This window comes from Rhizobium beringeri (genome assembly GCF_004306515.1).
Classification (GTDB): domain Bacteria; phylum Pseudomonadota; class Alphaproteobacteria; order Rhizobiales; family Rhizobiaceae; genus Rhizobium; species Rhizobium beringeri.
The window spans coordinates 606,375-618,850 of sequence record NZ_SILG01000001.1 but is presented as its reverse complement, the minus strand read 5'-3'; the positions used below and the strand labels follow the sequence as shown (position 1 = coordinate 618,850).

General features: G+C 60.4%; 13 protein-coding genes. 9 read left to right on the top strand and 4 right to left on the bottom strand.

What is annotated here, in order from left to right; genetic code table 11:
* Window position 1: 1 nt before the first annotated feature.
* From ELH03_RS03100 to ELH03_RS03085, 4 genes are all read left to right on the top strand, one after another.
* A complete protein-coding gene (locus tag ELH03_RS03100; protein WP_047614436.1) occupies window positions 2–565 on the top strand; it encodes a biotin transporter BioY in 564 nt (187 codons plus the stop codon).
* 156 nt (window positions 566–721) lie between these two features.
* Window positions 722–1,258 carry a GXWXG domain-containing protein gene (locus tag ELH03_RS03095; RefSeq protein WP_130806651.1) on the top strand — a complete coding sequence of 179 codons (537 nt, stop codon included), beginning with the start codon at window positions 722–724 and terminating at the stop codon, window positions 1,256–1,258.
* 87 nt (window positions 1,259–1,345) lie between these two features.
* Window positions 1,346–2,134 (top strand): alpha/beta fold hydrolase, encoded by a 789-nt coding sequence (locus tag ELH03_RS03090; protein ID WP_128411458.1) that lies wholly within the window; start codon window positions 1,346–1,348, stop codon window positions 2,132–2,134.
* On the top strand, window positions 2,134–3,273 hold the full coding sequence (locus tag ELH03_RS03085) for a PAS domain-containing sensor histidine kinase (protein ID WP_128411457.1): 1,140 nt from the start codon (window positions 2,134–2,136) through the stop codon (window positions 3,271–3,273). The genes ELH03_RS03090 and ELH03_RS03085 overlap by 1 nt, the downstream gene beginning before the upstream one ends.
* An 83-nt stretch (window positions 3,274–3,356) precedes the next feature.
* Here the strand turns inward: ELH03_RS03085 and ELH03_RS03080 are convergent, their stop codons facing one another.
* From ELH03_RS03080 to metG, 3 genes are all read right to left on the bottom strand, one after another.
* Entirely contained in the window at window positions 3,357–4,496 is a 1,140-nt protein-coding gene (locus ELH03_RS03080; protein ID WP_128411456.1) for an acyltransferase family protein, read from the bottom strand.
* 231 nt (window positions 4,497–4,727) lie between these two features.
* Window positions 4,728–4,928, bottom strand: coding sequence for a hypothetical protein (locus ELH03_RS03075; protein WP_130766011.1), 201 nt, complete (start codon window positions 4,926–4,928; stop codon window positions 4,728–4,730).
* Window positions 4,929–5,096: 168 nt separating this feature from the next.
* Window positions 5,097–6,641: a methionine--tRNA ligase gene (gene metG / locus ELH03_RS03070; RefSeq protein WP_128411455.1), complete on the bottom strand. Its 1,545-nt coding sequence runs from the start codon at window positions 6,639–6,641 to the stop codon at window positions 5,097–5,099.
* Between the two features lie 456 nt (window positions 6,642–7,097).
* Here metG and ELH03_RS03065 point away from each other — a divergent pair, with 456 nt between their 5' ends.
* Window positions 7,098–8,621 carry an FAD-dependent monooxygenase gene (locus tag ELH03_RS03065; RefSeq protein WP_128411454.1) on the top strand — a complete coding sequence of 508 codons (1,524 nt, stop codon included), beginning with the start codon at window positions 7,098–7,100 and terminating at the stop codon, window positions 8,619–8,621.
* A 75-nt stretch (window positions 8,622–8,696) separates the two neighbouring features.
* Here the strand turns inward: ELH03_RS03065 and ELH03_RS03060 are convergent, their stop codons facing one another.
* Window positions 8,697–9,098, bottom strand: coding sequence for an acyl-CoA thioesterase (locus ELH03_RS03060; RefSeq protein WP_128402748.1), 402 nt, complete (start codon window positions 9,096–9,098; stop codon window positions 8,697–8,699).
* Between the two features lie 285 nt (window positions 9,099–9,383).
* On the opposite strand from ELH03_RS03060, the gene ELH03_RS03055 reads away from it, so the two are divergent.
* From ELH03_RS03055 to ELH03_RS03040, 4 genes are all read left to right on the top strand, one after another.
* Window positions 9,384–10,319, top strand: coding sequence for a histone deacetylase family protein (locus tag ELH03_RS03055; protein WP_018449324.1), 936 nt, complete (start codon window positions 9,384–9,386; stop codon window positions 10,317–10,319).
* A gap of 2 nt (window positions 10,320–10,321) precedes the next feature.
* Window positions 10,322–10,573 (top strand): exodeoxyribonuclease VII small subunit, encoded by a 252-nt coding sequence (locus tag ELH03_RS03050; protein WP_003545921.1) that lies wholly within the window; start codon window positions 10,322–10,324, stop codon window positions 10,571–10,573.
* Between the two features lie 88 nt (window positions 10,574–10,661).
* Window positions 10,662–11,429 carry an SDR family NAD(P)-dependent oxidoreductase gene (locus ELH03_RS03045; protein WP_128411452.1) on the top strand — a complete coding sequence of 256 codons (768 nt, stop codon included), beginning with the start codon at window positions 10,662–10,664 and terminating at the stop codon, window positions 11,427–11,429.
* Between the two features lie 122 nt (window positions 11,430–11,551).
* The gene (locus ELH03_RS03040; RefSeq protein ID WP_128402751.1) at window positions 11,552–12,475 is read left to right on the top strand and encodes a pirin family protein; all 924 of its coding nucleotides are present in this window, start codon (window positions 11,552–11,554) and stop codon (window positions 12,473–12,475) included.
* Window position 12,476: the final 1 nt, after the last annotated feature.

Here is a 12,476-nt window from a genome sequence, read left to right as displayed (position 1 = left end):
GATGAGCACTCGCGACCTCGTTCTTACCGCCCTCTTTGCCGCGATCATCGTGGCGCTCGGCCTGCTGCCGCCGATCTCGCTCGGCTTCATTCCAGTGCCGATCACCGCCCAATCGCTCGGCGTCATGATGGCCGGCGTCGTGCTCGGCGCCCGGCGCGGCGCGATTGCCGTGCTGATCGTGCTGGTTCTGGTGGCGATCGGCCTGCCGGTGCTTTCCGGCGGCCGCGGCGGGCTTGCCATCTTCGCGTCGCCAACGGCCGGCTTCCTGATTGGCTGGATCTTTGCCGCCTTCGTCACTGGCTACCTCAGCGAACGGCTGGTCAACCATCAGCAATCCGCCCTGGTGCAGACGGTGAGCTTCTTCCTCACCGCCATGGCCGGCGGCATCGTCGTGCTCTACGCTTTCGGCATCACCTATCTCGCGACCGTCGCCGGCCTCGGCTTCACGAAAGCCTTCGTCGGCTCGATGGCCTTCATTCCCGGCGACGTGATCAAGGCTTTCGTCGCAGCCCTGCTTGGCCGCGCCGTCATGGTCGGCTATCCCCTGTTGCCGTCGCGCGCCTGACGCCTAGGCCGGTCTTGTCTGGTGAACACCCCAACGGCCCCTTCGGGGGCCGTTGCGCTTAAAGACATAGACGGCCAAAATGCGAAAGCCTTGATCAGGCGTTCCGCCCGATCCGCATGAACGGGAACTTCCAAACCTTCTTTTCATTTTTCCGCAATGACCGTCCCTGAAGGAGAACCCATGCCAAGCGACCAGCAGGAGGAGATGGCTGCCTGGTTCCGCGCGCTGGATCCTGTCCAGCCGAAGGACATGGTCGGTCTTTGGAGTGGCGTCGGTATTCCGTCGGATCATCCGCTGGACGGCGTGCTCGAGAATCTCAACTGGTTTGGCAAGCGCTTCCATTCCGACATGCGGGCGGACGCCCTGCTCTTCAAATGGAGACCGGGCCGACTCGTGGCGCTCGAGCCAAGATTCTTACCCGTTAGGCTGGTGATCAAGATGGCGCCCTTTGGCCGGACGGTCGTCGCCCGCGGCTGGTTCTCATACCTGCAGAAGCTGCTTCGAGCGAGAGGCACGACCGCTTCGTTGCGGCTTCAGGCCCTCGACGGCATCGAAACGGCTGCGATGATCTACGACAAACAGCCGATCGTGGACTACTTCCGGAAGATTGACGATGACGAGATTGCCGGAATGATGTGCGTGCGCGACGACCCTCGACGGTTCTTCTTCAAGCTCCTGAAGGTAAAGGACTGAGATATGCAGCAAACGGCTGGCAGCTGAATAATCTTTCCCCAATCCAAAACAGGCTGAACATGCTATGAAAGCAGGGAAGAGGGCGAGATGACCGTCATCGATCGAAATCATGTTCAAATCAGGGGCGATGGCCAGCGTGCGATGATCTTTTCGCATGGGTTCGGATGCGATCAAAATATGTGGCGTTTCGTGGCTCCGGCTTTTGAAGGCGACTTCAAGACCGTGCTGTTCGATCACGTTGGCGCGGGACGATCCGATCTTACGGCTTATGATGCCGAAAAATATTCTTCCTTGTCAGGTTATGCGGATGACTTGGTGGAAATTTGCCGCGAACTTGGCTTGACGCAAACGGTCTTCGTCGGGCACTCCGTCAGCGCGATGATTGGCGTCATCGCGTCGCTGCAGGCACCGGAGCTGTTTGAAAGCCTGATCCTTGTCGGGCCGTCGCCGCGCTATATCAACGACGATGACTATATCGGCGGTTTTAGCGCCGCTGAGATAGACGAACTCCTGACATCATTGGACGACAACCACATGGGGTGGTCTGCCGCCATGGCGCCCGCCATCATGGGCAATCCGGATCGACCGGAACTCGGCGAAGAGCTGACAAATAGTTTCTGCCGCACCGATCCTGAGATCGCCAAGGCGTTTGCACGGGTGACATTCACCTCAGACAATCGCAGCGACCTTCCTGAAGTCACCGCCAGAACGCTGATCCTTCAATGCCGCGATGATATCATCGCCTCCGAAGAGGTCGGCGAATTCGTCCATCAGCAGGTCCCGAATAGTCAATTGGTCGTGCTGAACGCGAGTGGCCACTGCCCTAACCTCAGCGCTCCCGACGAGGTCATATCTGCAATCCGGCGGTTCGTGTGATGACCGGTGCCGACACGCAGGTCTTCATGCCGGCGGAAGACCTTGAGGACTTGTACGAAAACGCGCCGTGCGGCTATCTTTCGCTGCAGCCGGACGGACGCATCGTCAAGGTGAACCGAACGCTATCGACCTGGATCGGCATCCCAGCCGAGCAACTCCTCGGCAAACGGCTTCGCGACCTGCTCAACACCTCGGGGCGTATATTCTACGAAACCCATTTTGCGCCTCTGCTGCGCATGCAGGGGTTTTTCAATGAGGTTGCCCTCGATCTTGTCACGGCCGACGGCAGAACCTTGCCTGTGCTCGCCAATGCAATGGAAAGGCGTGCGGAAGACGGCGCCTTGCTTTTCACCCGTGTGACGATGTTCCAGGCAGCCGAGCGTCGCCGCTATGAACGGGAGCTTGTCGACGCGCGCGCAGCCGCCGACGCAGCCGGCGCCATGGTCAGATCCCAGCTCGACCTCGAACAGCAAACCGCCGAGTTGCGGGAGCAGTTCATCGCTGTCCTTGGCCATGACCTGCGCAACCCGCTTGCCTCGATTGCCGCCGCGGCTCGCATGCTGCGAAAAGAGGAGCAGACCGATCGCTCGATTAACGTTCTCGATTTGATGCAGGGCAGCGTCGTTCGCATGTCCGGCCTGATTGACAACGTCCTCGATTTCGCGCGCGGACGATTGGGTGGCGGCATCACGCTCGAGCGGCGAGCGCAGCAGCTCGAGCCGATCCTGCGACAGGTCATCGGAGAACTCCGCTCCTGTCATCTCGACCGCGGGATTGAGGTGAGCATCGAATTCGCCGGACCCATAAATTGCGACAGCGACCGGATTGGCCAGCTGGTGTCCAACCTGCTCGGAAATGCCCTGACCCATGGGAAGGCGGACGAACCGGTGCGGCTATCTGCGGCAACTGTTGACGGAAGGCTGGAACTTTGGATCGCCAACAGCGGCGCTCCGATTTCCAGCGATGCGATGACAAGGCTTTTTCAGCCATATTTCAGAGGCGAAATCGGCTCAAGTCAAAGAGGATTGGGGCTGGGCCTGCACATCGCTTCGGAAATCGCCCGCGCCCATGGTGGGACGATCACGGTCAGTTCCGATGACAAGGAGACGCGCTTCACCTTTGTGATGCCGTTGGATTGATCCGCGCTGCACAGCTGCGCCGGCATGGGCCGCTTTGCCGAGGCTCCGGCGGCCGCGGTCACGTCATCCAAAACACCCTCCACCTAAACCCGAGACTCTTTCGTCTGAAAACCAGCAATTCGTTGCCCAAGCCTATCGAAGACCAATCGCAAAACGCTGCGGATGGGAGGCTCTCCCCATTTGCACACAGCCAGCGACATTAGACAGACGATCACAACGGCAAATGCAAGCGCCAACAGCGGTGTCATCCCCAGATCGGTCAGCCAGTCGAGCAGTTGGACGCCGATCGCGAAATGCAGCAGATAGAGCGGGTAGGTCATCGAGCCGAGGGTTTTGACCGATTGAAGGAAGGCCGTCGGCAGACGACTGATCTGCCTACTGTAGGTCACGCTTGCAACGATGAAGATCAGTCCCGCCACCCAGATTGCGACTGCGGGAAGCGGCGAGAAGGAATGACCGGCTGCGGCAAGAGTGCGCTCGCTGGTATTTTCGCCTGCCATGTATATCTGAGCAGCTCCCGTCACCAAGGCGCAGATGAGACCCACCCAGGAAATTCGGCTCATCCGGGCTTGAGACAAAAGCCATATGTAGATGCCAATCGCAAATTGGCAGCCATAATAAAACGGGATGGCCCGGCACGCGGTCTCGGTGAATATGGCCAGAATGTCTGAATCGGGAAAGGCGTTTAACAGAGCGATAAAAATCGTGCTGGCGAGCGACAGGCCGAGCGCTAGAGCAGGCATCCTCGCCTTCTGACCCATCGCGCACATGATGAAAACAAGGGCGTAGAAACAGATCTCACATGCCAGCGTCCAATATTGGCCATCGATCCATGGTCCGCCAGGGTAGAGGGTGACCGACCGCAGATAGTTCTTGATGATGCGCCTATTAACGTCTTGCGTGGCGATGACGATCAGCGTCAGTGACGCACAAATCCATACCGCTGGATAGAGCCGTAGAATTCGTCCCTTGAGAAACGACATCGCGCTGGCTGCAGCGGCAGAGTTGACGATGACGAGCCCTGATATGACGAAGAACAATTCGACACCAACCCATCCAGGTTGGGCAATATTCTCAATCAGCGGCATTTCATAGGGTCTTAGATATAAGGGCGAAGCCCAGGAAGCAAATCCAAGATGAAACATCGTCACCATGAGCGCACATACAAATCGTAGTGCGTCGATGCCGTAAATATACGGGCTGCCGGCTTCAGATTTTACCATAGCGATTTCCCCCAAAACCTAGTCCACTACTACCTGGACTTGGATATTGGCGCAAGATACTCGCAGTTGGCGTAGGATTTATGATTGTGGATCAGCTGGTCCACTTGCCCGTCAGATAGCTTTCGGCAACTCTGCCTGAGTTCCGCCTACAGCCGTCTCGGCACGGCCCGAAATCCGGGCAACAAAAAACCGCCTTGAGGCGGTCGGGCATTCTATCGCTTTCAGTTTGATTTAGTCTCCTCCTCCGCCATCTCCGCCACCGCCATCACAGTCGCCTGAGGCGTCGAACCAGCCTCCACCTCCATCGCCGGAGCCTCCCGAATTGGTGTTTGCGGTGGTCTGGGTGGTGGCGCCTCTTTCTGCCCTTGCGATAAGCGCAAAGATCAGTGCGAAGCCTCCAACGAGCACGGTAACCACAAGAAATGTCTCCAATCAGTATCCTTTCGTTGTTTCAGGAAATCTCGTTTCCTGACTAAAATAGTAGATTATTTTCCCGCTCCCGGAAATAGCCTGAATATGAAACTTTCATGACACTCTGGATCACGTCAAAACTCTGCGCTGCCTAAGTTGCAGCGCAGAGGATCTCGGGCTGGTTCCCCTTCAAGCCACCGCTCTTTGCGGAAAGAGGACGGCTTGCGGGGCGGCTTTGACGCCCGTCACGATCAAGGGGTCCCGATAGAGGCTAGGAGACGGTATTCCCAGCCTGGAATGTAGCTTTGCGGCCGAGCTTGGCAGGAACGACAAGAGGCAGCGGGCAACAATCGCCAGGCCGTAGACCTGTTCGGCCAGGGAGGCGCCGAGGCGCGCGGCGGTCGCTTTGCGATCCTCCGGCGTGAGATCGCCAAGCAGCGCTTTTGCATCCGCCCATGGCGCGCGTTGTGTAAACCGCCTGTTCGCCTCGCCGATAAACTCGAAAATATCGGCGAGGCCGACATGGAGTTCGTAGGCATCTAAGGCCTGGGCCACCTTCGCCGGAAGGCGGGCCGCAGCCTCGACGAACTCATTGTCTGGCACGGGCGGGACGATGCCGTTGAACGAGGTAGAGAGAAGGGCAAGCACCCGGTTGGCGAGATTTCCGAGCTGTCCTGCGAGCTCTCCCGACCAAGCGGCTTCGAGACGCTCGGCCGAGAAGTCGCCATCGTCTCCCGAGCGTATATGCCGGAGCAGGTAATATCGCAGTGCGTCGGGCGTTTCGTAGGATTGGATGATGCGTTCAGGATCGATCCCGTTGCCGGCCGACTTGCCGATCTTCCTGCCGTCCACTGTGACATAGCCGTGCACGAGGATCGACGATGGCGGCGGCAGGCCTGCGGACAGCAGGATGGCCGGCCAGTAGATAGCGTGGAACTTGGAGATGCCCTTGCCGACGACGTGGATGCGTTGGCCGCCGTTCCAATAGTGCTGCAGCAGGGTTGGATCGGACCCGTGGCCGAGACCTGTGAGGTAGTTCGCCAAGGCATCGAACCAGACATAGACGACCTCATCCCCATCGGGGACGGGCACGCCCCAGCCGCGCGCCCGTTCGGCGCTGCGCGACACGCTGATGTCGGTCAGGCCACGCCGCAGCAGGGCAAGGACTTCGTTGCGACGATGGGCTGGAACGATGCGAAGCTCGCCGGTCTCGACAAGCTCAAGCAGCCGGTCGCCGTATCGGGAGAGACGGAAGAACCAGTTCTCTTCACGGATGGTCTCAAGGGCAATGCCGTGTTCCGGGCAGCGCCCGTCATCGAGTTCCGACGGCTCGTAGAATTGCTCGCAACCAACGCAATAGAGGCCCTCATAGGCCTTGCGATAAAGGTCGCCATTTCCGGCGCATGCCCTCCACAAGGCATGGACGCAGGTGATGTGCCTCGGATCGCGCGACGTGCGGACGAATTCCTCGTTGGAGATATCGAGCAGGCCGCCAAGGCGCTCGAACCTGTCGGCGTTGGCATTAACGAAGTCCCTCACGGGCAATCCCGCGGCTTCCGCCGACCGGACATTCTTCAGGCTGTTATCGTCGGTTCCGCACTGGAACCTGACGTCGTGGCCGAGAAGCCGGAAATGGCGGGCATAGGCATCGGCCTGGACGAGTTCGAGAGCGAAGCCCACATGCGGCGTGGCATTCACATAGGGGATCGAGGTGGTGATGTAGATCTTGTTCATCGGCGTTTCCTTTCGAAGGCTGTTATTGCCCGCGAGACGGATCGACCCATGAAAAGACCGCCTCGAGGGCGGTCGCTGGTGCATTCTGGACGCACGAAACCCGCCACGCTATGAGCGCGGCATCATCATCACGAAAGTGCTGATCACGGTGTTGTCCATGCAATTTACCTATCATTAAGAGCGGTTTCGAACAAGCGCGCGCTTTGACCGGGCACGATGCTTCCGCTTGGTCACGGAGCCGTTGCGGACCAAACGGCATGCCGCTATGGTGCCCGTGTCGGAAAAGGCAGACTTGGTTTGGTAAGCCCAAGTCCTTCTGGAAACGGAAGCTCTGTCCCCTGCCCCCAGGCATGAGACCCCGCGACGAACGTCGGACGCTGAAAGCGCCCACCGTTCGTCCGTGTGGTTGTCAGAACGACGAACTGCTCCGGTCGAACGACCAAAAAGGAGCCGTTCATGAATAATCGCCACCCATCTTCTTTTCTCTTCGATGTCGTGATTGCAGGCGCCGGTCCGGTCGGCCTGTTGCTGGCCTGCGAGCTCCGCCTTGCCGGGGTTTCCGTGCTGGTGCTGGAGCAAGCGGAAAATCCGCACTCGCCGTTGAAAAAGCTGCCCTTCGGCATGCGCGGCCTGACGATGCCGACCATTGAAGCATTCTACAGGCGCGGCCTGCTCGATGAGCTTACAGCGGCCAGGCGGGAAGCGAAGCCGGCGGGACAAGTGCGCAGGCAGGCCGGACACTTCGCCGGAATCCCCTTGGATTATGACAGGATCGATAGCTCAAAATGGGCCTATCGGCTGCCGAGCCCGGCCGACAGCAATATGGCGGCCGAAATGGAGCGGATCGAGACGGTCCTTGCCGATCGCGCTCAGTCCATCGGCGTCGAGATCAGGCGGGGTGTGCGCGTCGAAGGCTTCGCACAATCAGCCGATGGGGTCACGATCCAAACTGGAGATCAGAGTTTTGAAGGCCGTTGGCTGGTCGGCTGTGACGGTGGCCGCAGCATGGTGCGCAAGGCGGGCGGCTTTTCCTTCGTCGGAACCGATCCCGAATTTACCGGCTATTCCGTGCAGGTCGATATTGCAGACCCGGAAAAACTGAAGCTCGGCCGACAGCTGACGCCGACCGGCATGTATTTCCAGACGCAGCCCGGCCACTTCGGCATGGTGGAGTTTGATGGCGGCGCATCTCACCGCGCCAAACCGATCACGCTTGCGCATGTGCAAGCGGTACTGCGGCGGATAACGCAGAAGGATGTCACGCTGACTGAGCTGCACGTCGCCACGAGCTGGACCGATCGCGCCCAGCAGGCGACGGAATACCGGAGGGGCCGGGTGCTGCTTGCTGGCGACGCCGCCCATATTCATTCGCCGCTCGGCGGGCAAGGGCTCAATCTCGGACTTGGCGACGCCATGAATCTCGGCTGGAAGCTCGCCGCAACCGTCCGGGGCGACGCGCCGGACCAATTGCTCGACAGCTATTTCACCGAACGGCATCCGATCGGTGAACAGGTTCTCGCCTGGTCGCGGGCGCAGGTCTCGATCATGCGGCCAAGCCCCCACGCCCGCGCGATGGAAGCCATCATCCGCGATCTCATCGCCACCCGCGACGGCGCCACCTATTTCGCCGACCGGGTGTGGAATGCGTCGATGCACTACGATCTCGGCGCCGGCCACGCGCTGGCCGGCCGCAGCGCTCCGGACTTCGAATGGACTGACGGTACCAGGCTCGCCGCCCTGCTCGCCGACGGCAGGGGTTTGCTGATCGACTTCGGCGACCGCGCACCGCTTAGACCGATCGCACGCCGTTGGGGTGACCGGGTCCAATATGTCGAGGGTGAGGTGAAGGACCGGCTGGGACTGACCACCCTGCTCGTCCGTCCCGATGGAATTGTCGCCTGGGCCTGTAAGGGCGAGGCGAATCCTGAAGACGCTGTCGAAGCCGGATCGCGTTGGTTTGCTATTCGTGACAGCAGATAGGGTCGGTGCAGCAGCGCCAGAAGGAGTCCTCCATCGCAACTCCTGGGAAAACCGTTTCGCGATTTCTGAAATACCCTAATCCAAAAACCGATAAAGCCAGTCGCGCGTTTCCTCCGGCAGCGAGGCCGGCGACTGGTCCTCGCGGGTGCGGGCCTGCCAGATGATCTCGACCTCGGCGGCACGCTCCTCGCCGGTGTCGATCGAAATGAGGAAGCCGATGGAATGCATGCCGATCTTGTCGACGGTGGCGGTGAAGGTTGCCGGCTCGTCATAGTGCAGCGGGCGGTGGAGCATGCAGGAAACCTTGCTGGGGCTATAGACGGGTTCGTCATCGATATCGGGCCGTGAGGACCAGAAGCTCGCAAGGACGGACTCTGCATAGGAAATATAGGAGGCCAGAAACATCTGGCCGGTCATATCGACATCGCGAAACGGCACACGTATTTCCGCCACATCAGGACGTTTCGACTGACTCATCAACAGATCTGCCTTACAGAGTTCCCATGGCAACACTACTTCATAATAGCTTATATCGGAACCGGCTTAAGGATAAAATTACGCAATAGTTCAAAGTGTTACAGTATCCTCCACGCGCCTGAAAGGATTCGGCGCCGTTGCAATGGACCCGCTCGACGGAAACGGCGCAAATGAGACAGTTGTGACAGGCAAACGGTTGGACGGCGGCAAGAGCGCTTGTTGAAATCGACCGATGATGCCCCATCTGCTGTGGCACATGACATAAGCGACCGATAGAGTGTCTTCATGAGCACCCGTCTTTATGAACACCCGATCTTTCTGGAACACGTGACGCCCGCCGGCCATCCGGAGCGATCGGACAGGATCCGCGCCATCAATGTCGCGCTGGAACATCCGAATTTCGAGCGGCTGGAGCGCCGGCAGGCGCCGCAGGCGAACGAGGATGCGGTGCTGCTTGCCCATCCCGAAGAACATCTCATCGCCGTCATGCGGGAGATCCCCGAGGAAGAGGGTGAGATCAACCAGATCGAAGCCGATACCTATGCCAGCAGCAAAAGCCTGCAGGCGGCGCTGACCGGCATCGGCGGGGCGATGGCGGCGGTCGATGACGTCTTTACCGGCCGGGCCGACAATGTCTTCGTCGCTGCCCGCCCGCCGGGGCACCATGCCGAGAAGATGACGGCGATGGGCTTCTGCTTCTTCAACAATGCGGCGATCGCCGCCCGGCATGCGCAGAAGACGCATGGCGCCGAGCGCATCGCCATCGTCGATTGGGACGTGCATCACGGCAACGGCACGCAGGATATCTTCTGGGACGATGCCTCGGTGTTGTTCTGCTCGACGCATCAGATGCCGCTTTATCCCGGCACCGGCGCCAAGGACGAGAAGGGCACGCACAACACCATCGTCAATGCGCCGCTTTCGCCGAATGTCGGCAGCGACCACTTCCGCGAGGCGTTCAAATCGCGCGTGCTGCCCGCGCTTGACGATTTCCGGCCGGATCTCATCATCATCTCCGCCGGCTTTGACGCGCATCACCGCGATCCGCTGGCGCAGATCAATTTGACCGGTGAGGATTTCGACTGGGCGACCGGGCGCGTGCTCGAACTCGCGGACCGGCACGCGAAGAACCGGGTCGTCAGCCTGCTCGAAGGCGGTTATGATCTCGAGGGACTCGCCGAATCGGCGGGCATGCATATTCTGAGAATGATGAAGGGTTGAGAATGACTGACAGCGCCAAGCCTGAGGTATCAGGCCTTTCCTTCGAAAAGGCGGTCGCCGAACTCGAAAGCATCGTCGCCCGGCTGGAACGCGGCGATGTGGCGCTGGATGAATCGATCGAGATCTACGAGCGCGGCGAAGCGCTGAAGAAACATTGCGAGACCCTGCTTTCGGCCGCCGAGAACCGCATCGAGAAGATCCGGCTCGACCGCGCCGGCAAGCCGCAGGGCGTTGAGCCGCTGGACGGCGCCTGAGGCGCAGCAAACTCCCTTTTGAAGGCGCTTGGCTATCGGCTTCAGACCGATCTATGATCCCCATCCAAAACGATGAGGGGACAAGGAAATGTCGGACAGATTGAAGGGCAAGGTCGCCATTATCTCGGGCGGCGCCACCGGCATGGGCGGTGCCGCTTCGAAGCTTTTTGCGGCGGAAGGTGCGCGCGTAGCGATCATCGACCGCAATGACCAAGCGGCAGCCGAGACAGTCCAAGCGATCCGTGATGCCGGCGGCGAGGCCGATTGCTGGACGGCCGATGTCTCGGACGAAGCCGCCGTCAAGGCCGCCGTCGCCGGTGTGGAGGAACGCTACGGCGCAGTGACCGTGCTCTTCAATCACGCCGGTACGATCGTCATCAAACCGTTCCTGGAAACGACTGTTGAGGAATGGGACTGGCTGCATGCCGTCAACGTGCGCTCGATGTTCCTGATGACCAAGGCGGTGCTGCCGAAGATGATTGCGAGCGGCGGCGGATCGATCGTCTGCACCTCGTCGATCTCGGCGGTCGCCGCCACGCCGATGGAAGTGCTTTACGACACGACCAAGGGTGCCGTGCATATGTTTGCCCGCGCCATCGCGGTCGAATTCCGCGATCGCAACATCCGCTGCAACGCCGTTTGCCCGGGCTTCATCCGCACGCCACACGGTCTGCGGGAGGTGGCCGACCTGCAGGCGCTCGGCGTCGACGTTTCGGATGCCGCCATTGCCGCGCAGCAGGGGCGGATCGGCGAGCCGGAAGACGTGGCGCGGGCCGCCCTTTATCTCGCCAGCGACGAGTCGAGCTTCGTCAACGGCGCCCATCTCTTCGTCGACAACGGTTTTACCGCGATCTGAGTCATTCACGCGGCGCGCTTTCAAGTGTTGGAGCGTCCTTTACGCGTCCGATTGGACGCGCGGCGCTCCAGGCGCTATCTGTGGTCAATGACGCTCGGCACTGTAGCGATCGGAGATCCCTGATGTCCTTCTTTCCCGGTAAAGACCCCCTGCCCGGCGATGCCTTCGCCTGCGACGCGATCGAGAACCTGATCATCCCGCGCACCAGCGATATCGGCGGTTTCCAGGTGCGCCGCGCGCTGCCCAGCCGGCAGCGGCGGCTGGTCGGGCCGTTCATTTTCTTCGACCGCATGGGGCCGGCGATCCTGAAGCCGGACGAGGCGCTCGACGTCAAGCCGCATCCACATATCGGATTGTCGACGGTCACCTATCTGTTCGACGGCGAGATCCGCCATCGCGACAGCCTCGGCACAGAAAAGGTCATCCGTCCCGGCGATATCAACCTGATGACGGCCGGCCGCGGCATCGTGCATTCCGAGCGCACGCCGGACAATCTGCGCGGCCATCCGCTGCTGATGTCGGGGCTGCAGACCTGGCTGGCGCTGCCCGACGACAAGGAGGAGATCGATCCCTCCTTCGCCCATACGGAAAAGTCCGCCATGCCGCTGATCGAGACGGCAGGTGTGCGCGGGCGCGTGGTCATCGGCTCGTTCGAAGGCATGACATCGCCGGTCGGTGTTTTCTCCGACACGCTCTATGTCGATCTCGACCTGCAGGCGGGCGCCAAATTTCCCTTCGGCGCGGGCCATGAGGAGCGCGCCGTTTATGTGCTCTCGGGCGAAGTCGTCATATCAGGCGACCGCTTCGCTGCCGACCAGTTGCTGGTCTTCCGGCCGGGCGATGCGATCACGCTGGAAGCCGGCCGCGATGGCTGTCACCTGATGCTCTTCGGGGGTGCGGCGCTCAATTCGAAACGTTATATCTGGTGGAATTTCGTCTCCTCCTCGAAGGAGCGGATCGAACAGGCCAAGGAGGAATGGCGCACCGGCCGCTTCGATATCGTTCCTGGCGACGAAGAGGAATTCGTGCCTTTGCCGGAAGGCTGAA